21 protein-coding genes are annotated in these 23,272 nt (G+C 69.9%); 12 read left to right on the forward strand and 9 right to left on the reverse strand.

The annotated features are described in order from the left end of the window. Positions 1-1,141 (reverse strand): ABC transporter transmembrane domain-containing protein (locus MHW47_RS00670; protein ID WP_275448701.1); only part of this gene is annotated, 1,141 nt, incomplete at its 3' end. A gap of 275 nt (positions 1,142-1,416) precedes the next feature. Between MHW47_RS00670 and MHW47_RS00675 the strand changes: the two genes are divergently transcribed. Further along, positions 1,417-2,166 carry a L,D-transpeptidase family protein gene (locus MHW47_RS00675; protein ID WP_239220582.1) on the forward strand — a complete coding sequence of 250 codons (750 nt, stop codon included), beginning with the start codon at positions 1,417-1,419 and terminating at the stop codon, positions 2,164-2,166. A gap of 16 nt (positions 2,167-2,182) precedes the next feature. Here the strand turns inward: MHW47_RS00675 and MHW47_RS00680 are convergent, their stop codons facing one another. Together MHW47_RS00680 and MHW47_RS00685 are read right to left on the reverse strand one after the other, a co-directional pair. Continuing rightward, positions 2,183-5,116 carry an FAD-binding and (Fe-S)-binding domain-containing protein gene (locus tag MHW47_RS00680; protein WP_239220583.1) on the reverse strand — a complete coding sequence of 978 codons (2,934 nt, stop codon included), beginning with the start codon at positions 5,114-5,116 and terminating at the stop codon, positions 2,183-2,185. A 58-nt stretch (positions 5,117-5,174) separates the two neighbouring features. Then, entirely contained in the window at positions 5,175-5,618 is a 444-nt protein-coding gene (locus tag MHW47_RS00685; protein ID WP_239220584.1) for a MarR family winged helix-turn-helix transcriptional regulator, read from the reverse strand. Positions 5,619-5,807: 189 nt separating this feature from the next. Between MHW47_RS00685 and MHW47_RS00690 the strand changes: the two genes are divergently transcribed. Next, positions 5,808-7,613: an ABC transporter ATP-binding protein gene (locus tag MHW47_RS00690; RefSeq protein ID WP_239220585.1), complete on the forward strand. Its 1,806-nt coding sequence runs from the start codon at positions 5,808-5,810 to the stop codon at positions 7,611-7,613. A gap of 34 nt (positions 7,614-7,647) precedes the next feature. Here MHW47_RS00690 and MHW47_RS00695 read toward each other — a convergent pair whose 3' ends face one another. Continuing rightward, positions 7,648-8,772 carry an NAD(P)-binding domain-containing protein gene (locus MHW47_RS00695; protein ID WP_239220586.1) on the reverse strand — a complete coding sequence of 375 codons (1,125 nt, stop codon included), beginning with the start codon at positions 8,770-8,772 and terminating at the stop codon, positions 7,648-7,650. Between the two features lie 126 nt (positions 8,773-8,898). Between MHW47_RS00695 and MHW47_RS00700 the strand changes: the two genes are divergently transcribed. From MHW47_RS00700 to MHW47_RS00710, 3 genes are all read left to right on the forward strand, one after another. Next, positions 8,899-9,321 carry a YjbQ family protein gene (locus MHW47_RS00700; protein ID WP_239220587.1) on the forward strand — a complete coding sequence of 141 codons (423 nt, stop codon included), beginning with the start codon at positions 8,899-8,901 and terminating at the stop codon, positions 9,319-9,321. Positions 9,322-9,388: 67 nt separating this feature from the next. After that, positions 9,389-10,933 (forward strand): recombinase family protein, encoded by a 1,545-nt coding sequence (locus MHW47_RS00705; protein WP_239220588.1) that lies wholly within the window; start codon positions 9,389-9,391, stop codon positions 10,931-10,933. 853 nt (positions 10,934-11,786) lie between these two features. Next, positions 11,787-12,224 (forward strand): hypothetical protein, encoded by a 438-nt coding sequence (locus MHW47_RS00710; protein WP_239220589.1) that lies wholly within the window; start codon positions 11,787-11,789, stop codon positions 12,222-12,224. 47 nt (positions 12,225-12,271) lie between these two features. Here MHW47_RS00710 and MHW47_RS00715 read toward each other — a convergent pair whose 3' ends face one another. Then, a complete protein-coding gene (locus MHW47_RS00715) occupies positions 12,272-12,760 on the reverse strand; it encodes an SAM-dependent methyltransferase (protein WP_239220590.1) in 489 nt (162 codons plus the stop codon). Positions 12,761-12,832: 72 nt separating this feature from the next. Continuing rightward, positions 12,833-14,221, reverse strand: coding sequence for a Tat pathway signal protein (locus tag MHW47_RS00720; RefSeq protein ID WP_239220591.1), 1,389 nt, complete (start codon positions 14,219-14,221; stop codon positions 12,833-12,835). Between the two features lie 189 nt (positions 14,222-14,410). Between MHW47_RS00720 and MHW47_RS00725 the strand changes: the two genes are divergently transcribed. From MHW47_RS00725 to MHW47_RS00750, 6 genes are all read left to right on the forward strand, one after another. Beyond that, on the forward strand, positions 14,411-14,893 hold the full coding sequence (locus MHW47_RS00725) for a DUF6415 family natural product biosynthesis protein (RefSeq protein WP_239220683.1): 483 nt from the start codon (positions 14,411-14,413) through the stop codon (positions 14,891-14,893). Between the two features lie 130 nt (positions 14,894-15,023). Next, on the forward strand, positions 15,024-16,925 hold the full coding sequence (locus MHW47_RS00730) for a glycoside hydrolase family 15 protein (protein WP_239220592.1): 1,902 nt from the start codon (positions 15,024-15,026) through the stop codon (positions 16,923-16,925). Between the two features lie 147 nt (positions 16,926-17,072). Continuing rightward, entirely contained in the window at positions 17,073-17,585 is a 513-nt protein-coding gene (locus tag MHW47_RS00735) for a roadblock/LC7 domain-containing protein (RefSeq protein ID WP_239220593.1), read from the forward strand. A 131-nt stretch (positions 17,586-17,716) separates the two neighbouring features. Continuing rightward, positions 17,717-18,205 carry a LuxR C-terminal-related transcriptional regulator gene (locus MHW47_RS00740; RefSeq protein WP_239220594.1) on the forward strand — a complete coding sequence of 163 codons (489 nt, stop codon included), beginning with the start codon at positions 17,717-17,719 and terminating at the stop codon, positions 18,203-18,205. A 155-nt stretch (positions 18,206-18,360) separates the two neighbouring features. After that, on the forward strand, positions 18,361-18,822 hold the full coding sequence (locus MHW47_RS00745) for a hypothetical protein (protein ID WP_239220595.1): 462 nt from the start codon (positions 18,361-18,363) through the stop codon (positions 18,820-18,822). A 96-nt stretch (positions 18,823-18,918) separates the two neighbouring features. Continuing rightward, complete coding sequence (locus MHW47_RS00750) at positions 18,919-19,386, forward strand: hypothetical protein (RefSeq protein ID WP_239220596.1); 468 nt, start codon at positions 18,919-18,921, stop codon at positions 19,384-19,386. Between the two features lie 361 nt (positions 19,387-19,747). On the opposite strand, the gene MHW47_RS00755 is transcribed toward MHW47_RS00750, so the two are convergent. After that, positions 19,748-22,276: a sel1 repeat family protein gene (locus MHW47_RS00755; protein ID WP_239220597.1), complete on the reverse strand. Its 2,529-nt coding sequence runs from the start codon at positions 22,274-22,276 to the stop codon at positions 19,748-19,750. 284 nt (positions 22,277-22,560) lie between these two features. Here MHW47_RS00755 and MHW47_RS00760 point away from each other — a divergent pair, with 284 nt between their 5' ends. Continuing rightward, positions 22,561-22,758 (forward strand): hypothetical protein, encoded by a 198-nt coding sequence (locus MHW47_RS00760; protein WP_239220598.1) that lies wholly within the window; start codon positions 22,561-22,563, stop codon positions 22,756-22,758. A gap of 70 nt (positions 22,759-22,828) precedes the next feature. On the opposite strand, the gene MHW47_RS00765 is transcribed toward MHW47_RS00760, so the two are convergent. Both MHW47_RS00765 and MHW47_RS00770 read right to left on the reverse strand, forming a co-directional pair. Continuing rightward, on the reverse strand, positions 22,829-22,993 hold the full coding sequence (locus tag MHW47_RS00765) for a hypothetical protein (protein WP_239220599.1): 165 nt from the start codon (positions 22,991-22,993) through the stop codon (positions 22,829-22,831). 66 nt (positions 22,994-23,059) lie between these two features. Beyond that, positions 23,060-23,173 carry a hypothetical protein gene (locus tag MHW47_RS00770; RefSeq protein WP_239220600.1) on the reverse strand — a complete coding sequence of 38 codons (114 nt, stop codon included), beginning with the start codon at positions 23,171-23,173 and terminating at the stop codon, positions 23,060-23,062. Positions 23,174-23,272: the final 99 nt, after the last annotated feature.

The raw sequence follows: 23,272 nt of genomic DNA on the forward strand, positions 1-23,272 counted from the left end.
GGCCGCCGAGCCGGTCCGCCAGGCGGCCCGCCTCGTCCGGGTCGCCGCAGACCACGGCGGTGAGCCGGCCCTGCGGCGCCAGCAGCCCGGTGACCGGGTCGTAGAGGTCGCCGGACGGGGCGGTGGTGACGGTGGCCGGCCGGGTGGTGCGGCTCAGCGCCAGCACCCGCACCGCGCGCTGCGCCGACGGGCGGGAGAAGGAGTACGCCATGGCGATCTCCTCGAAGTGGCGCAGTGGAAACAGCATCAGGGTGACCGCGCTGTACACCGTGACCAGTTGGCCGACCTCGACCTTGCCGTCGCGGGCGAGCGCGGCGCCGTGGACGACCAGGGCGAGCAGCAGCAGGCCCGGCAGCAGGACCTGCACGGCGGAGATCAGCGACCACATCCGGGCGCTGTGCACCGCCGCCACGCGGACCTCCTGCGAGGCCCGCCGGTACCGCCGCAGAAACAGCTCCTCGCCGCCGATGCCGCGCAGCACCCGCAGCCCGGCCACGGTGTCCGAGGCGAGTTCGGTGGCCCTGCCGCCCTTCTCGCGCTGCACGTCGGCCCGCCGGGTGGCGCGCGGGAGCAGCGGCAGCACGGACAGGGCGAGGAGCGGCATCGCGATCGCCACGAGGACACCCAGGGACGGCAGGTAGACGACGAGCCCCACGCTGATGACGACGAGTACGGTCGCGGCGGCCAGGAACCGGGAGAGGGACTCCACGAACCAGCCGATCTTCTCCACGTCCCCGGTCGACACCGCGACCACCTCGCCCGCCGCGACCCGGCGCGTCAGCAGCGCGCCCAGCTCCGCGGTCTTGCGGGACAGCAACTGCTGGACCCGCGCGGCAGCGGTGATCCAGTTGGTGACGGCGCTCCGGTGGAGCATGGCGTCGCTGACCGCCGTCGCCACGCCCAGCAGCGCGGTCAGCCCGCCGGCCAGCGCCAGCCGGCCCCCGGAGCGGTCGACGACCGCCTGCACGGCGATGCCCACCGCGAGCGGATACCCCGCGATCGAGCACTGGTGCAGCAGCCCCCACAGCAACGCCTTGAGCTGGCCGCCCAGCTGACTGCGGCCCAGCCAGAACAGGAAACGGGGACCGGAGCGGACGTCGGGATCACCGGGGTCCGGATACGGAAGGTCGCGAATGTGCATGACATCCCAAAGGATCGGAAGAAACCGGGCCCGCGAGGCGCCGCGCGAGCGCACCGGGGCAGCAGTGGGTCACCTGCGGGCTGCGCAGGCGGGGGAACCAAACCGTGCAAGCTTCGCCCGACACCGGGGCCGCGGCAAACGGTTTTATGCGGATGCGGGTGCATACGGCCTCCGGCCTCCGCACCGCCCCGGAGCGGGTAAAGATTCGGCACGCTTTCCGTCGGGCGGACCGGGAGCGGACGGGCGGGCCCCGTACCGGGTGCGAGCATGGACGCATGCGTATAGCCGGTGCGGTACGAGTGGTGGCCTCGGCGGCCGCCTGCGGTGTTCTGCTCATGACCCTGACGTCCTGCGGGGGCGACGGGCACGACGGCGCGAAGAAGCGCGGAACCGCGAAGCGGTCCGCCGCCGAGCAGGGCCGCACCGCGTCCCCGACCACCGGCCTCGCACGCATCCCGGATGTCGGCGACCGGCTCCAGTCACAGATCCCGGCCGACTCCCGCCAGGTCGTCGCCGTCTACGGGGCCGGGAAGAACTCCGCGGACTCCACCGTCGTGCTCTACACCAAGTCCGGCTCCACCTGGGACAAGGCCGCGGGCTGGAAGGGGCACAACGGCAAGAAGGGCTGGACGGCGGACCACCACGAGAACGACAAGCGCAGCCCTGTCGGCGTCTTCACCCTCAGCGACGCCGGCGGCGTGCTCGCCGACCCCGGAGCCCGCCTCCCGTACACGCGGACGGCCTCCCTCCAGGCACCGCACTCCTGGCCCGATACCCACTGGCACGACTTCGACTACGTCATCGCCATCGACTACAACCGCGTCAAGGGCACGCCCCCCAACGACCCGACGCGCCCCCAGGGCCAGACCAAGGGCGGCAGCATCTGGCTGCACATGGACCACGGCAGCGGTACCTCCGCCTGTGTCAGCGTCTCCAAGGAAGCCATGGAGAAGCTGCTGCGCACCCTGGACCCGAAGCAGCACCCGGTCGTGGTCATGGGCGACCGCGCCAGCCTCCGCGCCTGACGGTCCCCGACCGGTCTCAGGCCGGTCCGGGGCGCGTCGCCCACTCCAGCTCCATCAGCACCGAGTGGTACGAGCGGCCCGTCGCCCGGTCCATGCCGATCTCGCACATCCGGTTGGCCGAGAGATACGCGTCGTACGCGTGGGGCCGCACCTCGGCGGCCTCCTTCGCCGTCGCGGACGCGGTCAACTCCTTGTGCAGCATGCCCCGGTCGCCCGCGAAACCGCAGCACGCGGCGTCGTCCGGGATCACCGCCTCGTCCGTGCAGGCCGCCGCCACCGCCTGCAGCCGGTCCACATTGGCGAGATGCTCCATCGAACAGGTCGGATGCAGTACGGCCGCCTTCCTCGTCCGCAGCACCGTCAGCTCCGGAAGCAGTTCGTCCGCCGCCCAGACCAGGGAGTCGACGATCGTCAGCTCCCGGTGCAGTTCCCGGTTCGCCTCGGTGAGATACGGAACCACCTCCTGGGCGATGCCCAGCGTGCAGGACGAGGCGTCCACCACCAGCGGCAGCTTCCCGCCGGCCGTCCAGCCCCAGGCGGCCTCCACGATCCGGTTGGCCATGACGGCGTTGCCCGCGTCGTAGCCCTTGGAGTGCCAGATGGTGGCGCAGCAGGTGCCGTTGACATCGTCCGGAATCCACACGGGCTTTCCCGCCCGGGCCGACACGGCGACCACCGCCTGCGGCAGCGACGGCCCGCGATATCCCTCCGGGCTGCCGAAGATGCGGTTGACGCAGGCCGGGTAGTAGACGGCGCTCGCCCCCACCCTGCGGGTACGCGGCAGCTTCCGCGAGGCCGCCCCGGGGATCTCCGGCAGCCACTCCGGGACCAGATCCGGGTGCACCACCCGGCGGGCGAGCCGGGTGACGCCCTGGAGCAACCGGTCGTCGATCCTGCTCGCCGCGGCCACCGCCAGCCGGGCCGCCGTCTCCGCCGCGCCGAAGCGCCGGGCGGCGAGCGCGGCGATCCGCTCCTCGCGCGGCGAGTGCCGCTGATGGCGGAAATCCTTCATCATCGCGCCGGTGTCGATGCCGACCGGGCAGGCCAGCTTGCAGGTGGAGTCACCGGCGCAGGTGTCCACGGCGTCGTAGCCGTAGGAGTCGAGGAGGTTCGATTCCACCGCGGAGTCGGCGGGCTGGCGCATCATCTCCCGGCGCAGCACGATCCGCTGACGCGGCGAGGTCGTCAGATCGTGGCTGGGGCAGGTCGGTTCGCAGAAGCCGCACTCGATGCACGGGTCCGCGACGGGCTCGACCTTCGGGATGGTCTTCAGCCCGCGCAGATGGGCCTTCGGATCGCGGTCCAGGACGATCCTCGGGGCCAGCACCCCGTCCGGGTCGATGGCCTGCTTGGTGCGCCACATCAGCTCGGTGGCGCGCGGACCCCACTCCAGTTCCAGGAAGGGAGCGATGTTGCGGCCGGTGGCGTGTTCCGCCTTGAGCGATCCGTCGAACCGCTCCACCGTCAGCCGGCAGAAATCCGCCATGAAGGCGGCGTAGCGCTCGACGTCGGACGGGCGCGCCGCGTCGAACGCCAGCAGGAAGTGGAGGTTGCCGTGCGCGGCGTGACCGGCGACGGCGGCGTCGAAGCCGTGCTCCGCCTGGAGCGCCAGCAGCGCCTCGCAGGCGTCCGCCAGCCGGGACGGCGGTACGGCGAAGTCCTCCGTGATCAGCGTCGTGCCGGAGGGACGCGAGCCGCCGACCGCGGTGACGAACGCCTTGCGGGCCTTCCAGTAGCCGGAGATGGTGGCCGCGTCACGGGTGAACTCGTTGGTCACGGAGGTCACCGGCCGGACCAGCTCCAGCCGCCGCACCACATCGGCCGCCGCCCGCTCGTACGCCTCCTGGCCCGCCTCGTCGGGCGCCCGGAACTCCACCAGCAGCGCCGTGGTCTCCCTCGGCAGCCCGGCCCAGTCGGCGGGGACGCCCCGCACGCTGACCGAGGCACGCAGCGTGTTGCCGTCCATCAGCTCGACGGCCAGGGCCCCCGCCTCGTTGAACAGCGGCACGGCGGCGGCAGCGGCGGTCAGCGACGGGAAGAACAGCAGCGCGGTGGAGATCCGGCGGTCCAGCGGCAGGGTGTCGAAGACGACCTCCGAGATGAAGCCGAAGGTCCCCTCGGAGCCGACCATCAGACCGCGCAGGATCTCCACCGGCGTCGAGCCGTCCAGGAACGCGTCCAGCCGGTAGCCGTTGGTGTTCTTGATCTCGTACTTGGCGCGGATACGGGCGGTGAGCGCGGCGTCGGCCTCGATCTCCGCCTTGAGCGCCAGCAGCTCCGCGCACAGCCGCGGCTCCCCGCGGGCCAGCTCCTCGTCGGCCGCCGGATCGCCGGTGTCCACGACGGTGCCGCTGGGCAGCACGAAGGTCAGCGAGGAGACGGTGCGGTACGAATTGCGGGTGGTGCCCGCGGTCATCCCCGAGGCGTTGTTGGCGACGACTCCGCCGATCGTGCACGCGATCGCGCTGGCCGGGTCGGGGCCCAGCAGCCTGCCGTACCGCGCGAGGGCGGCGTTGGCCCGGACGACCGTCGTCCCCGGCCGGATACGGGCCCGGGCGCCGTCCTCCAGGACCTCGACGCCCGCCCAGTTCCGCCGGACGTCGACCAGGATGTCCTCGCCCTGCGCCTGCCCGTTGAGGCTGGTACCGGCGGCGCGGAAGACAACGCTGCGGCCCTGGCCGTGCGCGTACGACAGGATCGCCGAGATGTCGTCGAGGTCCTCCGGGACGACGACCACCTGCGGCACGAAGCGGTACGGGCTGGCGTCGGAGGCGTACTTCACCAGGTCCGAGACCTTCCAGAGCACCTTCTCGGTGCCGAGCAGGGCGGTCAGATCGGCGCGCAGCCGCTCCGGCGTACCCCCGGCCCGGTCCTCGGGGACGCGGTCGTGGGAGGGCGGGCGCACCGCGGCGGGGCGCAGCGTGTCGGGGTCCGGCTCCAGCAGCGGCATCGTGTCTCCTCCTCGGCGATGTGGCGGTCCCGCGGCCCGTCGCCGCGTCCCGTCCAGGTCAGCAGCGGCGTTCCGGCATCCCGTTGACCAGGGCGGTGAGCAGGCCGCCCAGCACCTCGCGCTGGTCGGCGGTCAGTGGAGCCAGGATCTCCTCCGCGGCCGCCCGGCGCGCGTCGCGCAGCGAGCGCAGCGTGGCGACGCCCTCGTCCGTGATCTCGATCCTGACCACTCTGCGGCTGGCCGGATCGGGGACGCGGCGGACCCGGCCGCCGGCCTCCAGCGCGTCCACCAGGGTGGTGACGGCGCGGGGGACCACGTCGAGGCGCTGGGCGAGATCCGCCATCCGGGGCGGGCCCTCGTAGTGCGCGACGGTGCGCAGCAGGCGGAACTGCGCGGGCGTGATGCCGATCGGCTCCAGCTGGCGGCTCTGGATGCGCTGGAGCCTGCGCGTCAGCCGCAGCAGTTGTTCGGCGAGCAGGCCGTCCGGGTCGGGGGAGTCCATGGCGCTCACCGTATCAGGACTCCGCTCATTGTGAATAGAGGTAACAATGAGCTATGCTCCCTTTCGGCTCGACCGTCGAGGGCGCGGTAACCGCCTCCGGACGGCCCTGCCCGCACCCGGCGCCCGGGCGCGCCGCTCCGTCGGCCGCGCCCCGGCGCCCCCGTTGCCGCATGTCCGACGAAGGAGCCCATGAAACCCGACGAACCCACGTGGACACCCCCGCCGCGGGACGGCAGCCAGCCGCCCGCGGACCTGCGCCGCATCCTGCGCCTCTTCCGCCCGTACCGCGGCCGCCTCGCGGTGGTCGGACTGCTCGTCGGCGCCTCGTCGCTGGTGTCGGTCGCCTCGCCGTTCCTGCTGCGCGAGATCCTGGACACCGCCATCCCGCAGGGGCGGACCGGGCTGCTCTCGCTGCTCGCCCTCGGCATGATCCTCACCGCCGTGATGAACAGCGTCTTCGGCGTCCTGCAGACCCTGATCTCCACCACGGTCGGCCAGCGCGTCATGCACGACCTGCGCACCGCGGTCTACGCCCAGTTGCAACGCATGCCGCTCGCCTTCTTCACCCGGACCCGGACGGGCGAGGTCCAGTCCCGGATCGCCAACGACATCGGCGGAATGCAGGCCACCGTCACCTCGACGGCGACCTCCCTCGTCTCCAACCTCACCGCCGTCGTCGCCACCGTCGTCGCCATGCTCGCGCTCGACTGGCGGCTGACGGTCGTCTCGCTGCTCCTGCTGCCGGTCTTCGTCTGGATCAGCCGCCGCGTCGGCCGTGAACGCAAGAAGATCACCACCCAGCGCCAGAAGCAGATGGCCGCCATGGCCGCCACCGTCACCGAGTCGCTCTCCGTCAGCGGCATCCTCCTCGGCCGCACGATGGGCCGTTCCGACTCACTGACCCGCGGCTTCGCCGAGGAGTCCGAGCGGCTGGTCGACCTCGAGATCCGCTCCAGCATGGCCGGACGGTGGCGGATGTCGACGATCGGCATCGTCATGGCCGCCATGCCCGCCGTCATCTACTGGGCGGCCGGCCTGGCCCTCCAGTCGGGCGGCCCCGCCGTCTCCATCGGCACCCTGGTCGCGTTCGTCTCGCTCCAGCAGGGCCTCTTCCGTCCGGCGGTCAGTCTGCTCTCGACCGGTGTGCAGATGCAGACGTCCCTCGCGCTCTTCCAGCGGATCTTCGAATACCTCGATCTCACCGTCGACATCACGGAGCCGGAGAATCCGGTGCGCCTGGACAAGATCCGGGGCGAGGTGCGGTTCGAGAACGTCGACTTCAGCTACGACGAGCAGAGCGGCCCCACCCTCAGCGGCGTCGACGTGACCGTGCCCGCAGGCGCCGGACTGGCCGTCGTCGGCCCCACCGGCTCCGGCAAGTCCACCCTCAGCTACCTCGTGCCCCGCCTGTACGACGTGACCGGCGGCCGGGTCACCCTCGACGGGGTCGATGTGCGCGATCTGGACTTCGACACCCTGGCCCGCGCGGTCGGCGTCGTCTCGCAGGAGACCTACCTCTTCCACGCCTCGGTCGCCGAGAACCTGCGCTTCGCCAAGCCCGACGCCACCGACGAGGAGATCGAGGCCGCAGCCCGCGCCGCGCAGATCCACGACCACATCGCCTCCCTCCCCGACGGCTACGACACCCTCGTGGGGGAGCGCGGATACCGCTTCTCGGGCGGCGAGAAACAGCGCCTGGCCATCGCCCGCACCATCCTGCGCGACCCGCCGGTGCTCATCCTGGACGAGGCCACCAGCGCCCTCGACACCCGCACCGAACACGCCGTCCAGGCGGCGATCGACGCCCTCTCCGCCGGCCGCACCACGATCACCATCGCCCACCGGCTCTCCACCGTCCGCGACGCCGACCAGATCGTCGTCCTCGACGGCGGCCGCACGGCGGAGCGCGGTACCCACGACGAACTCCTGCGACTGGACGGGCGCTATGCGGCACTGGTCCGCCGGGACACGGAGATGGCCCCGATGACGACCTGACCGGCCGCGCGGCGGCGTACCCGCCGCCCGCCCTTCAGACGAAGACGGGCTCCTCGGCGACCGGAGCGGCGGCGGACGCGCCCGCATCCCGCACGGCGCCCCCTCGCCCGCGCCCCAACAGTCCCAGGACCTCCCGCACGGCGGACCGTCCGGCGCGGTTGGCGCCGACGGTGCTGGCGGACGGCCCGTAACCGACCAGATGGACACGCGCATCGCGCACGGCCCGCGTGCCCTCGACGCGCACCCCGCCCCCGCGCTCACGCAGCCGGAGCGGGGCGAGATGGTCGATGGCGGCACGGAAGCCGGTGGCCCAGAGGATGACGTCGGCCTCGACAGCGCGGCCGTCGTCCCAGGCCACACCGGTCGGAGTGATCCGGTCGAACATCGGCAGCCGGTCGAGAACCCCGGACTCCCGGGCCCGCCGTATCGCGTCGTTGACGGGCAGCCCGGTCACACTCACCACGCTCTGCGGCGGCAGCCCCCGCCGGACCCGCTCCTCCACCATCGCCACGGCAGCCCGCCCCTGGTCCTCCCCGAACGGCCCCTCCCGGAAGACGGGCGGCCGGCGCGTCACCCAGTGCGTCTCCGCCGCCACCTCGGCGATCTCCATCAGATGCTGCGTACCGGACGCCCCGCCCCCGACCACCACCACGCGCTGCCCGGCGAACGCGGCCGGGCCCGGATAGCCGGACGTGTGCAGCTGCCGGCCCCGGAACGTCTCCTGTCCCGGATAGCGCGGCCAGAACGGCCGGTCCCAGGTCCCCGTCGCGTTGATCAGCGCACGAGCCGCGTACACCCCCTCGGACGTCTCGACGAGCAACCGGCCCCCCTCGCCCTCGCGCACGGCACGCACGTCCACCGGCCGGTGGACCCGCAGCCCGAAGGTCCGCTCGTACCGGTCGAAGTAGGCGCCGATCACCTCGGACGAGGGCCGCTCGTCGTCCGCGCCGGTCAGCTCCATGCCCGGCAGGGAGTGCATCCCGTGCACCTTGCCGTACGTCAGCGAAGGCCACCGGAACTGCCAGGCGCCGCCGGGCGCCGGAGCGTGGTCCAGGACGACGAAGTCGCGGTCCGGCTCCAGCCCGCCGCGCCGCAGGTGGTAGGCGGCGGACAACCCCGCCTGCCCGGCACCGATCACCACGACGTCCACCGACCGCACCCCAAAATCGTTCACGCTTCTACCAACTACGCAGCCCCCGAGGAACTTCCCCACGCCCACCCGCCCCCGACGCGCAACCCCGCGCGGTCAACGGCTTCGCCCGGCGATGACGGCAGGATGGACCCCATGTCTGCTGCCTTCACCACCACCGTCCTCCACCTCACGACCGGCTCCACGGAGACCGTCACCGACCTCACCCCGGACTGCGAGCGCTTCCTCGCCCGCGCGGCCGCCGACCGCGACGGCCTGCTCAACCTCTTCGTCCCGCACGCCACCGCCGGAATCGCCGTCCTGGAGACCGGCGCCGGCAGCGACGACGACCTCCTGTCGGCCCTCCACACCCTTCTCCCCGCCGACGACCGCTGGCAGCACCGCCACGGCACCCCCGGCCACGGCCGCGACCACGTGGTCCCGGCCCTGGTCCCCCCGCACGCCACCCTCCCGGTGATCGCGGGCCGCCTGGAACTGGGCACCTGGCAGTCGGTATGCCTCGTGGACACCAACGTTGCTAAAGACAACCGTCAGGTGCGTCTGAGCTTCCTCGGCTGACCAAGATCGTTCAGCTGGGGCGTGCCGCCGATTCTCCGTACCATGCGCGCTCGAACGGAGAGAAGAAATGCGCGGTACGGACCTCAATGCGATCGAACGACCCTACGACGGATGCGGCAAGTGCCTGCTCGGAGTGCGGCGGCTGTCGCGCGTGAAGCTGGCGACGTCTTCGCCTGAGCGCCAGCGCGAGAACGTGCTCGCCGCTGCCGCCTCCGTCGGTGCCCACATCATCGGCTGGGCGGACGACTGGGAGGTCTCCGGAGCCACCGATCCCGTGACCCGCCCCAGCCTGGGCCCGTGGCTCCGTGACGAGAGGGGCCCGTACGACGGCTTGGTCGCCGCAGCGGTGGACCGGCTCGGCCGCAACGTCGTCGACTGCCTGAACACCGGCTACAAGATGCGCGACGAGAAGAAGATGCTCGTCACGTACGGGCACGACGGAGCCTGGAACCTTGACGACCCCGCCGACGAGAACCGTTTCACCATGGAGGCGTGGGGCGCGCAGATGGAACTGCGCGCGATCCAGCGCAGGAACCGTGACGCCACCGTCAAGACCCGCGCCGCCGGCCGTCCCAAGGGCAAGCCGTCGTACGGCTTCCAGTACGTGCGGAAAGTGATGGGAGGGAAGATCGACCAGGTCGAACTGCATCCGCACGCCTCTGAAGTGCTGCGGGAGGTCGCCCGCCGCATCCTGGCTGATCCAGACAATGTCACGTGCAGCAGTGAGGCCGCGCGTCTCAACCGTGCCGGGGAACTGTCACCTGCGGATCACCTGGCGGTGATGTACGGCAAGCCGGCAGGAGGCCGGCCGTGGTCTCCACAGAGTCTGAAGAACATCCTTCTGTCGGAAGCTGCTCTCGGGTACCTGATGCACCGCAACAGGCCCGTCCTCGGCAGGGGGGACGGTAACCCCGTACGGCTCTGTGAAGGCCTGTGGGATCGGGCCACTCACGAGGCAGTCAGGAGCGCCATCCTCTCGCGGAAGGCCCCTTGGACCCGCCGTTCCAACCGTGAATACCTGCTGACCACCGTCGCCCTGTGCGGACAGTGCCATACGCGTCTCTATACCCAGACGTCGAAGGGCGCCCCTCCGCGCTACACGTGTACGGCGCGGAACAAGGGCTGGCTGCAGGCGCAGCACTGCCGACCTGCCCCGCTCATCAACGCCCATCTTCTTGACGCCTACGTCGAGGAGTGGTTCCTCCGGGAACTGGGTGACGGGATGATCTACGAGACGGTGTACGACCCGGGAAACGGCGTCGCCGAGCGCGTGGCCGAGACCCAGGCCAGCCGTAAACGACTGCGAGCCGACCGTGAAGCCGGGCTGTACGACGCCCCGGACGACGCCGCGTGGTACCGGGACCGGTATGCCGCGCTGGGACGGGAGTTGGCCGCTCTTGAGGTTGAGCCACAGCGGGCAGCCGGCATGGTGCGGCGACCGACCGGCGAGACGGTCGCAGATCGTTGGTTCCGCGCTGCGGATGTACAGGCGCGAAAGGAGATCCTGATCGACTTCGGTGTACGGGTGACGCTATTTCCGGCCAGTGCTCCCGTTCGCTGGGTGCCCGGCTTCATTCACGGCCCCGAACAGGACCGGACGGCCCTGCTTTAGGGAAGAGGCTCCCGGGTGGCGCTGAGCGCGCTGCCCGGGGGCGTCATCGTCGGGCTGCCGGGGCCGAGCGGTGATGCGCCCCCTTACAGGCTGATGTCGGCCGGGCCAAGCCGACCTTCTCCGGGATCCTCTGGGCGTGATGCACGGCGACGAGGTGAGTGATGTGACACAAGCTGCAGAGCGGTGGATGCGTGAGAAGGCAGTGGCGGAACTGTACGTCGAGGAGATGGATTCCGGTGCGCAGTGGTTGATCGGGTCGTGGGATCGGCGGATAGACCGAGCGATCGCCGAGGCATTTTCGGCGGAACGATATTTCGGTGCTGCCGAATCATGCGAGTTGGTACAGATTCTTTTGACCGATGAGGTGTTGGTGCGCATCGCAGACGCTGGTGCCGTGCACATCGGCTGCGTCGGAATCGGGGTGGCTGCGGGTGGGCAGTGTCCCTGTCGAGATGGCGCAAGCTCTGGATCGAGCGAGCCGTACGGGTGTCTCTGCGGCTGCCACTTTGGCGGTGTATGTCGGAAGCTGATGGCGCGGAACCACCGAGGGGGAGTGCCTCATGCGGCGTTCCTGTTCCACCTCCAAGCCGTGCCAGATCTCGGGCCAGTCTTCATGCGGTCGAGGTCCTGGGCGTTGAGTCTTTGGCTTCGAGATCTGGTCCGTAGCGCTGCTTTGGGGAGCGGAGCGTTGGAGGCGCGGATCCGGCTTCGTAAAACAGATGTCCGTACGCGGTCGGGCGTTGAGGTGGCTCTTTCTCAACCAGTAGGGCAACGCCTCCCTGGGGGGAACCCGGCAGTGCCATTCCGGTTGGCCGCATAATGCGAGCTTTGCAGCCCCGAGGGGTGGAGGAGGGTGCAGAGCTTCCTGTGCTCCAAGCGCAACGATCGTCTGATCAGACAGGATGGCAGACAGCTTGGCGTCACTTGGCTTCCCACTGACCACGCGGCCGGCTACCGGCTGCTGCTCGACCTGCCCGCCGAGTATCGGCTGCTCCTGAGTGCCGGGCTTCCCGAGGACGAAGAACAGGTTGACGAGCAGACCCACGAACTGCAGTCCCTTCTCAACAGCGTGCCAGAAGACAGCGACTTCGCGTTCGCCTCTTGGACCCGGATGCGGGCGCTGGCGCGAGTGCTCCGCCAGTATCTCGAACAGCACCACGAGCCCAAATCGAGCAAGAATCTGAAGCTGCCGGCCGATGTACGGGATGCCCCACTGACCGCTGATGGCTCGGCGTCCGCATACGGCGGACTCGCCACCCCTGGACCCGTCAGGGAAGGCCCCACCCAGTGACCAACGCCGCCCCCAGGGGTATCGACTACCTGCCCATGGAGCTGTGTTCAGCGCCTGGGGCGCTCAGCGGCGTTGCGCCAGTAGTCGGAGAGCATCTCCCCCGGCCACGCCGGCTGGCGTACGGGGCCGTGGGGCCCCATTTCCTGAAAAAACGGCGCCAGGTCCAGGATCGGTGTCCCGTCCACGGCGTCGAGGTCCGTCACCAGGAGGTCGCGGCCTTCCACACCGAGCAGCCTTGGGTAGCTGATGGCCAGTTGGTTGGGCCTGCGGTGATTCCGGTGCACGAAGGTGCCGGTCGCAGGCCACCGCGTGTCACCCCGTGGGCTGCGTGCATGGAGCTGAACATCGTCCGGCCGGGCAAGGTGGAAGCGCCACGTGACCGTCAGGTGGGAGAACTCCTCGATGCCTTGCAAGGTTTCGAGGGGATACGCCCCGTTGAGTCTGATGACCGCTTGGACTCCGCCCTGGTAGTCGTCCTGGACGCGAGTGTGGCCACCGACGACAGAAGCGACTGGTTCGACCTCGTAGGTTTCCATCGACGCTCTTCCCTCTCCTCCGGTGTGGCGTGTGCTGTGGTGGTCGGTTGTGGCCGTTGACCCGTCTCCCCGTCACCCTATGGCGCGCAGCATCTCCGCGGCACGGCGGTCGAGTTCGGCGACGCGGCGGCCTCCGCGTCGTCGTACGGGGGAAAGGTCGCTCTGCATGCGAACGATGACATCGCGGGCGCGTCCGGACTGGATGCCGGCCATGGCGGCGAGGGCTTGTTCCCAGGTGGCGCACGCCTCGTCGAGGTGCCCCTGGCGGACCTGGACCGCTCCGAGGTACCCGAGGGTCACACTGTGGGTGCGGGCGTACTGCTGCCTTCGGCGTGTGGCGACGCTGTGCTTGAAGTGGGCCTCGGCGTCCTTGGAGTCGCCCAGGTCTCGCAGGGCGCAGGCGGTTTCGTGGGCGAGCGAGGCTTCCTGGAAGAAGCCGACGCGGTCGGGGGCGGTCTCGGTATCGGCGCGTGCGAGGTCGCTTTCGGCGCGGCTGATGGCGGCGAGGGTGCCGCGGCGGTCGCCGTCGGCGGCCAGGGCGCGGGCGTGCACGATGGCGAGGAGGGCCTTCTCGCGGAAGCTGGCCTGGGCGTAGTGCGTGCGGGACATCGAGGCGTCGGTCAGGTCGAGGGCTCGGCGGGGGTGTCCGAGGTCGACTGCCTGGTGGGCGAGAGCGCGCAGGATGTGGCCGCCGAGAGGGCCGTCTGCGGCTTCGGCCGCGAGGCGTGCGGCGAGGGTGAGGTAGCGCTGGGCGGCGCGGTGTTCGGAGGCGTCGAAGGCCATCCACCCGGCGAGGTAGGTCATCTCCGCCACGGCCGAGTACGTATCCCGGCGGTGCTGTTCGGTTCGGAAGGTGCTGCCCAGCAGTGGGACGGCCTCGTCGCGGAGGTGCCCGGCCAGGGCCGAACGTCCCGAGGCTCCGCCGCGTTGCTGGTCCCGGGCGGAGTAGAAGGCGGTCAGCCCGCGTACGTCGTCGATGTCGCCTTGCGTTACGCGCCGGGGCGAGGTCGCTGGGCGGGAGGAGGCTTCGGCCGGCGCGGCGGCCCACCACGCGGCGGCGGGCAGGGCCAGGCCGGCGGCCGAGTAGGCGGTGGTCGCCAGCAGCTTGCGTCGATGCATGTCCAGGTCGTCGCTTCCCAGCTCGGCCAGCACGGTCAGAGAGTCGACGCTCCAGTCGCAACCGTTGTCGCCCGCGCCGGTCGGCCCGTCTTCCAGTCCGAGTTCGGCGAGGGTGAGGCGTCGGCCGAGCCTGCGGGACAGCGTCTCGGCCAGGATATGAGGTGTTCGCCCGGAGGGCTTCGTGCCCTGGACCCACATCGCGATGTGGGAGCGGGAGACGGCCTCCAGTTCGCGTGCGCCGCTCTCTGCGGCAACGCGGGCAACGGCGGCGGCAGCTTGAGGCTGGGACCAGCCTGCTTCGCGCAGGAGTGCGGCAAGGGCTTCGTTTCGCTCACGGGCCATGAGGCCCCCCTCGGTTCCGAAATGATCTTTGACGCCTTTGACGGGCTTGCCCGCCACGCAGACGTACCCCTCGACGGGGATTCGCGGTTCGCTCAACGTAGCGGCTGCATTACTCACGATGCTCTGGGGTCGGCTGCCGCAGGTATCACCATCGGGTCAATTTGGCTTGAATCGAACGGGAGTTGGGTCATGCATTCCTTACTGGCCACGCGACAGGCTTCCTCAAATAGCCGCTACCGCACACGGGGCAGATGCCTGGGGCCGGGGCGGGATCAGAGGGTCGCTGCTGCCGAGACGGTTCTGCTCGTGTTGGGCGAGGACTCGCCCGTTCCTGAGAGCGCCGCCGATGTGGAGGACCTCGTCCTGCGGCTGCGAGGGCACGTGCAGCACCTCGGCCCCCTGGCGTCACCGAGGGAGCCGGCCCTCCGGCAGGCGCAGCAGCTCTGCTCGGAAGGTCTTCCCGACGGCTACGTGCCCAGCCGAGTTCATCTCGTCAAACTTGCCAGGGCCACCCAGCAACTACTCGCCGTAGCGGGGAACGACCGCGCTCTCACGGTGAAGTCGCCGGGCCGATGGCGGTGGTGGAGGCCGTCGCTGAACGTATGGCGGGGGTCCGTTTTTGCTCTGGCGCTTGCCGTTTTGGTGCTTGCCGCATCGGTGCCGCGCAGGTGACTGGCACCGGGGCCGCCCTCATTGCGCTGATCCTCGGTCCGACGGCCTGGCTGGTCGTCCGTGATGGCCGTACGCGCAGCCACCACTCCCAGAAACGATCCCCTTCTCGGGGCCTACGGAGATTTCTACGATGACGCGTCATCCACGTATCGAGCGGTACGGCCTGATCGGCGACCTGCAGACCAGTGCGCACGTCTGCGACGACGGATCGGTCGACTGGCTGTGTCTGCCCCGCTTCGACTCGTCGGCGGCCTTCGCGCGACTGGTCGGTGAGGAAGAGCACGGCAGTTGGCGGATCGCACCGGCCGCGTCGTTCGACGACGGCCACCAGGTCGCCGCCGAGCGCAGCTACCGAGGGGACTCCCTCGTCCTGGAGTCGGTCTGGCGCACGCCGGATGGGGCGGTTCGTGTGACTGACTTCATGCCGCCGCGCAAGGGCGAGCCGCAGGTGATCCGGATCGTCGAGGGCCTGACCGGTGAGGTGGCGATGGTGTCGGCCATGCGTCCGCGCTTCGGTTACGGCCGTGTCCACCCGTGGATCCACGAGGTCGCAGGACGCATGGTCGCCGAGGCCGGCGCGGACGCGATATGGCTCGACACCGGTATCCAGCAGGTGGAGAAGGACGGCGTGATCGTCAGCGCCTTCACCATCGCCGCCGGGCGCAGCGCCGCGTTCGTGCTGAGCTGGTGTCCGTCACACGGGCCCGCGCCCGAAGTCCCGGAGCCGGAAGCGGCTCTCGCGGCGACGCTCGCCTTGTGGGCGGACTGGACGCGGCAGTGTGCCTACGCCGGTCCCTATCGGGACGCCGTGGTCCGGTCGCTGATCACGTTGAAGGCAATGACGTACGCGCCGAGCGGAGGGATCGTCGCGGCTCCGACCACGTCGCTGCCGGAGGAGATCGGCGGCAGCCGGAACTGGGACTACCGCTACACCTGGCTGCGGGATGCTTCGACGACCCTGGCCGCCCTCCTGGGGACCGGGTACCTGGAGGAGGCGCAGGCGTGGCGGCGGTGGCTGCTGCGTGCCGTGGCCGGAGACCCGGAGAACCTGCAGATCATGTACGGGATCACTGCGGAACGCGACCTGCACGAGAGGGAGCTGCTGTGGCTGCCCGGGTACGAGGGCTCCGCACCCGTACGAGTCGGAAACGGTGCCGCGGAACAGCTCCAGCTCGATGTGTACGGGGAAGTGATCGAGACCCTGTACCTCGCACACCTGAGCGGCGTCGCCCACTGCACCGACACCGCGCTGCTCCACCAGCGGCTCGTCGAAGCGCTGGCCCGGCGGTGGCAGGAGCCCGACGAAGGGATCTGGGAGATCCGCGGCACGCGCCGGCACTTCGTGCACTCGAAGGTGATGGCCTGGGTCGCGGTGGACCGCACCATCCGCCTGGTCGAGGCCGGCGCGCTCGACATGGACCTCGTCACCCTCATCGACCTGCGGGACACGATCCACCAGGAAGTGTGCGAGAAGGGATTCGACCCGGAGCGCAACACGTTCACCCAGTTCTACGGTTCCGAAGAACTGGACGCGGCCACCCTCCTCATCCCCGTCGTGGGCTTCCTGCCGGGCGACGATCCCCGTGTCATCGGCACCGTAGACGCGGTGCGCCGGGAACTGAGCACCGCCGACGGGCTCGTGTGCCGATACCCAACCGCAGGCGACACCGCCGGGGTCGACGGACTGCTCGGTGACGAGGGCGCGTTCGTCCTGTGCTCCTTCTGGCTGGTCGATGCCCTGGCGCTGACCGGTCGTGTCGACGAGGCGACCGACGTGTTCGAGCACCTGCTGACGCTGCGCAGTGACCTCGGGCTCCTGGCCGAGGAGTACGACCCGACGTGCCAACGCCAGCTCGGCAACTTTCCCCAGGCGTTCAGCCACATGGGGATGATCCAGAGCGCGGAGCTCCTGGAGCGGCTCGGTGCCTCGTCCGTACCGGCCACGGACACCTCCTCGCCTCCGAACCACGGTACGGGTCGGGCCCGCAGGGGTCTGACGGCACTGCGCGCGCAGCCGCCGACACCGTCTTGACGTGCGGCGGCGCCGACCGGCCGGCGCCGCCCACCCCCACTGGGACGCGGACGAGCGATCCGGCCCATCCGCAGCCCGAACGGCATCGCCCTGTGGTGCCGAAGCCGACGCCAACCCGTCTAAGCCCCCTTCCACCGGAGTGATCCGTTGAGCACCCACCCTGCGACCAACCCGCACGCATCGAGGACGACGGCCGACGAGGGCCGCGACGACATCGCCTGGCTCCTGAGCGAATTCGCCACCGACACGAACGGCGTCACGCACGTGGTCCTGCTGTCGCGGGACGGATTGCGGTTGCTGGACAGCGAGGCCGAGGAAGACTGGGCGGACTCGTTTGCCGCAGCGGTCAGTGGCGTCGTCTCCCTCGCGGCGGGGCTCACCGGCCCCGGTGGCGGGAAACGCCCGGCCAGGCAGGTCCTGATCGAACGGGACGACTGCCTCATCTTCGTGCAGAACGCCGGACGGAGCGCCATCCTCGGCAGCCGGCCTGGTGGCGTGGACACGGTCTTGGCAGTGGTCGCCGCCGCGGATTCCGACGCGCACACCATCGGGTTCAGCATGGGGCGCCTGGTCGGCCAGCTCGCTCCATACATGCTGACCCCCCTCTACGCCGACTCAGAAGAGGAGGCCACGACGAGTACATGCGGGCTTACGTCCTGACAGGTGTACGTACACGGCCTCGTCCCACGCTCGCCGGAACCGAGGAAGTCCAGAGCAGCCGCCTCGCCGGGGCTGAGCTGAACAAAGGCTTACAACCACCTCGCTCGCAGCTCCACGGAGAAGGAGATTCCGTGACTCAGCTCATCACCACCAGCGCACCGATCACACCGTTGAGCCCAACCCTGCGGCAAGTCGTCCATCACCTCATGGCGGGACTCACCACCGCCCAGATCGCCGTGGAGCAGGGCATAGCGCTCGAAACGGTGCGTGGGTACGTGCGCGACATCAGAGAGCGTCTCCACTGTCCGCGGCGCAGCAAGACCTGGGTGATCGTTCACTTCGCCCTGGTGTCGGCTCAGGCCGAACCGCCCACGACGGATCGGCCCGCGCCGACGCTCGACGCAAAGCAGACGTTGCTACTCCGGGCAGTAGCGGAGCACAGCACCACCCGCGACATCAGTCGTGCCGCCCGGATCGCCCCCGACGACCTGCGCAGCGCACTCGACGTGCTGCACGCCGCGACATCCACCACGGACGTTACCGAACTTGTCGTCCGCGCCCACGCCTGGGGCCTTCTGCCGAGTCGGCGAATCGATGTGAAAGGCAGGAGCGAACAGTGAAGACCTCCCCGCCGGCCGCCGGGGCTTCCCGATTGGACCGACCACGCAACCCTCTTCCACCGTACGAGATGCGACCCCTGCGCACCGACGCTGAGCGAGCCGAGGCCGCCGCCCTCGTTCAGGACAATCAACGCATCCTCGCAATACCCGCTGACATGAGCGCTTCCGCCTTCTACCAGGACCCGGCGACGCCAGCGGTCGGCCTGTTCGAGAATGGACTGCTGCTGGCCTGCATGACCGCGCGGCGCGTGCCCGATCTCGGCTGGGGCAGCGGCCCGTGTCTCTTCCTGGACCAAGTCCACATGCTGCCCGAGCAACTCGACGACACTGCCCGGTTGATCACGCTCTGGGCATCAGACGCCGCAGCCCGAGAGGATCTCCCGCTCGTACGAACGGAGATGCCGGCCCGCGGCGCCCTTGCCGCAGAGCCCCTCGCCAGTCGTTTGCGTCGGCTCATCGACCTTGGCTGGGACCTACGGGGACCGAGCCCCGGCCGGGACGGTCACCGAGTGGCCCGCCTCGAACTCGTTGCCGAGCAACGTTCCGGCCTCGGCGTCCTGATCGATGACGACGTCCGCATGACGTTCGCAAGCCCGCCTGACCGGAGTGACGCATGACATGACGACCGGCGAACTCCACCGTTTCCAACGAATCGAAAGCGCCGTTCCACACCGTCCTCCGCACCTGCTCCACCGACACTTCGGAGACACCACATGACCCAGCGGACGACTTCCATCATCACCCCCCTCACCCCTACCGAGCGCAAGGTGCTGGAGGAGATTTCCCTCGGCCGAGCGCCAGCGGCCGGCTCCGCGAACCTGAACATGACGCCAGGTACGTTCGGCCGACACTCCACGCTGATCGGCCACAAGCTGCAGGTCAAGAAGCCGTCGCTCAAAGTGCAGATGGGCTTCGTGACCGGCGAACTTCCCCGGCCCGCACCTCTGCCGCCGCCTGAGCCGTTCACTGAGAAGGAACGACTGCTGTGGCAGGCCCATGCCCTGCACCACACGGTGGCCGCGATCGCCCACCACACCGGGATCGACCAGTTCGACCTGCCGGGCTACACCGCCCACCTCATCGCAAAGGCAGAGGCGGACAACGAAGCGCACCTGATCCGCCTCGGCCACGCCTACGGAATCCTCACCACCGACGATGTACCCGCGCCGTCGCCGACGTGAGCCGGAACCCCGCTTTGACCCACCACCCACAGCACCTCTCCGAAAGGGAAGGCGACCGAGTGCCGGGCTTGGGCCCTGTCGGCGAACGCTTCCTCGACAGCAGCCACGAAGTCCTTTTGCACCATCCGGTCCACCACGACTGCGACTCGTCCAGCACCTCCTGGACGGCGACGCTCTCGGCGTCCGTGTACAGCCTCCCCTGGGCGGGTTCGTCGGGCTGACGCCGTGGGGCGAGGCTGCGGGGCATGGCGCTGATGTCGGTGGGCTCAGTGGGAGGCGGGGACTGCTTGTGCGCGGTGATGATCCTGCTGGCTTATTCCGTACCCAGCAGGATCGTCACCAGCTGCAAACGGCGGCATCCCTACGACGGGCGTGGCGGAACGTGTTCCCTCAGTGCAACGGACCCGGACGGTTCCCAGGGGGATGTTGGTGTGCCGTCCGGGTCCAGGCCGTACGGCCACAGCCTGTGGAAGATGCTCGACGGTTCCCCCGGGTGGGTCAGGGCGTAGATGTTGCCGTGGTCGGCGGCCTGTCGGTAGAGGGTTTCGGCACCGTCCCGGTCCCCGGCCTCTTCCCGCATCTTGGCCAGGTAGGTCAAAACTCCGGTGTCGCCGTGGTCGGCGGCCTGTCGGTAGAGGGTTTCGGCACTTTCCCGGTCCCCGGCCTCTTCCCGCATCTTGGCCAGGTGGGTCAGGGCGTAGGTGTCGCCGTGGTCGGCGGCCTGCTGGTAGAGGGTTTCGGCACGTTCCCGGTCCCCGGCCTCTTCCCGCATCTTGGCCAGGTGGGTCAGGGTGTAGGTGTCGCCGTGGTCGGCGGCCTGCCGGGCGAGGGTTTCGGCACCGTCCCGGTCCCCGGCCTCTTCCCGCATCGCGGCCAGGTAGGCCAGGGCGTGGGTGTTGCCGTGGTCGGCGGCCTGCCGGGCGAGGGTTTCGGCACCGTCCCGGTCCCCGGCCTCTTCCCGGATCTCGGCCAGGTCTGTCAGGGCGTAGATGTTGCCGCGGTCGGCGGCCTGCCGGGCGAGGGTTTCGGCACCGTCCCGGTCCCCGGCCTCTTCCCGCATCGCGGCCAGGTAGGCCAGGGCAAAGGTGTCACCGTGGTCGGCGGCCTGCCGGGCGAGGGTTTCGGCACTTTCCCGGTCCCCGGCCTCTTCCCGCATCTTGGCCAGGTTGGTCAAAACTCCGATGTCACCGTGGTCGGCGGCCTGCCGGTAGAGGGTTTCGGCACCGTCCCGGTCCCCGGCCTCTTCCCGCATCGCGGCCAGGTAGGTCAAAACTCCGATGTCACCGTGGTCGGCGGCCTGCCGGTAGAGGGTTTCGGCACTTTCCCGGTCCCCGGCCTCTTTCCGCATGGTGGCCAGGTAGGCCAGGGCAAAGGTGTCGCCGTGGTCGGCGGCCTGCCGGGCAAGGGTTTCGGCACCGTCCCGGTCCCCGGCCCTTTCCCGCATTGCGGCCAGGTCGGTCAGGGCTCTGGTGCTGCCGTGGTCGGCGGCCTGCCGGTAGAGGGTTTCAGCGCCGTCCCAGTCCCCACCCCCCTTTCGCGCCCTGGCCAACTCGGTCAGGGCCTCGGGGTCGCCGTGGTCGGCTGCGCGTCGGAAGAGGTGGTGGCTCCATTGCAGGCGATGTCGCTCTTTGGCTGCCTTGGCGAGGTTGTTCAGGTCGTCGGGGTGAGTGAGGTGGGTGTGTGCGGCATGCCAGAAGGATGCGGGTGGGCACAGGTGGCGGCGGATGGCGCGGCCGTGTTGTTCGAGGTAGTCGGCGAGCCGGAACACCGGGCCTGCGGGGGTGGGCGGTGTGGTGCCGGCGTCGGTGGTGGGGGTGGGCGGGCGCCGTGTGGGCCGGGGCGTGGTGCGGCGCAGGGGTGCTTGCTTGCCGTGAACTTTTTCGGCGAGTTCGGCGTAGGCCTGTTCGGCCCAGTCGTCGGCGAGCTGGTCGTAGTCGTGGTCGCTGAGGTAGTCGAGGGCGGCGTCGGTCAGGAAGGCCTGGGGGATGTGGAGTCCTGTGCCGAGCCGGCGGGCGTCCATCGCCGCTTCCAGGAGCGCGCGGGCGGCAGCCTGGCGGGGCTGTTCGTAGCGGCGCAGGAGCTCGGGGGCTCCGGCCAGGTCCTGGGTGATCCGGCCGCCGTTCTGGTTTCGGGTGAGAGCATCGGCCAGCAGGCTGTCGCCCTGCTCGGCAAGGGCTGTCGCGGTGGCCAGGGCCGCGGTATCGAACGTGTCGGGGACGCTCACGGTGTGTCCGGCCATCAGTTCCCGCACCAGACTGTACGGATCGTCCTGGCCCGGTGTGGGCGGGACAGTGTAGTCGTATGCGTACTCGGGCCACAGCGTGCCCAGGACCAGGACCGGACCGCGTTCCTCGTCGAGCAGCAGCTGGCGCACCGCCGCCGCGATCCGCTCGCCGAACTTCCGGTCGCCGAGGTAGTGCTGTGCCTCGTTCAGCCATACCACCGTCCGCGGACCGACCCGGTGCAGGTCCTCAAGGGCGGCTTTGGCGCGGGTCGGATCGAAGGGATGCCATAGCCGCCATCCCTTCTCGGCGAGCGGCTGCACGGCCTCCCAGCATGCCCGGGTCTTCCCCGTCGACGAGGTCCCCACCAGGACCACAATTCCACTGCGGCCTGCTGCCGCCGCCGTGACCGTGTTGGCCAGCACCTGGTCGTGCTCGCGCCGCGCATACCCCGGCAGCGCGCGCGCACCGTCGGTGCCCGTCGGGCTCTTGCCGGGTCCGGCTGGGTGGACTTCCAGTTCGTGCGGATCCCACTGCCCGATCGGCCGGCCCGGCCCGGACAAGTCGGCGGAGGCGGTGCCTGTCTCCCCGGCCGCGATCCGCCGCAACTGCAGCAGCTCCTCTTCCGACAACTTCAGCACGTTGGCCAGCACCCTCACCGTCTGCACCGACGGCACCCCCTGATTGGGGGAGAGTGCGTTCGACACCGTCGTACGCCCCAGTTCCGCTCTCCTGGAAAGTTGCGTCTTATCCAGGCGGGCGCGGGCCCGTTCCCTATCCAGCCTTGAGCACAGCTCGGACAACGCACGTCGACGGTTCGGATCATCGAGCATGTGACGGTCTCCAAGTGATGCGTGTGCCCGTGTTCATCTTCGTTCAGGTGAACCATGGCGCACAGCGGTTCTGCGAACTTCTCCCCTGTCAACGCCCCGCTGTGTCCAGGGAGTCTGTCGTGACCGTCGCTGTTGTCCTTCTCACCATCGCTGTCGTCCTCCTTGTCGCTCTGCTGTCCGCTCTCGGCGCAGGGACGCTTGCCCGGATCGACGGCGCTAGCTGGCCAACAGCCTGCACCCGGGCTGCCGGCACCTTCGCCGCCGTCCTCGCCCTCGCCGCCGCCATCACCGCAGCCCTCTCCCCCCTCTTCAGCTGACGGCCAGCACTCCCACGTATTCGAAGGCCGATCATTTGCGGCCGGTGGCGATCCTGCCGGCTTTACTTGGTCACGCGGCGAGGGAGAGGCCGAGGCGGGCAAGGCGGCTGGCACGGATACGGTCGAGCGAGTGGTCTTTCCACCAGGCATCGAGGCGGATGAGGGTGAGCGCAGCGGCGGAGAAGACGCGTTCCACGTGGGTCTTCTGGAGGACGAGGCACCGGGCACGTCTCATGCCGGTGACCGCGACGGCCTGGTGGATGTTTCCCTCGACGCCCGCGCGGGTTGCGTACTCGGCTCGCTACTGGTCGTCGGACTGCTGGAGGCGGGCATGGTCGAGGACTTCTTGCACCTCGCGTGGTTGCAGGGAGAGGGTCCGACCGCCGGTCTTCGAGCGGAGGCACTTGTCTCGCACCGGGCAGGGGCGGCATCGCGCCGAGACCGATCTGGATCAGGGAGCCGACGCGCGGGTGGTCCGCAACGGGGCCGGTCAGGTTGTAGGCGTAGGGAGTGC

It is taken from the genome of Streptomyces sp. OfavH-34-F, from assembly GCF_022347745.1.
Lineage (GTDB): Bacteria > Actinomycetota > Actinomycetes > Streptomycetales > Streptomycetaceae > Streptomyces.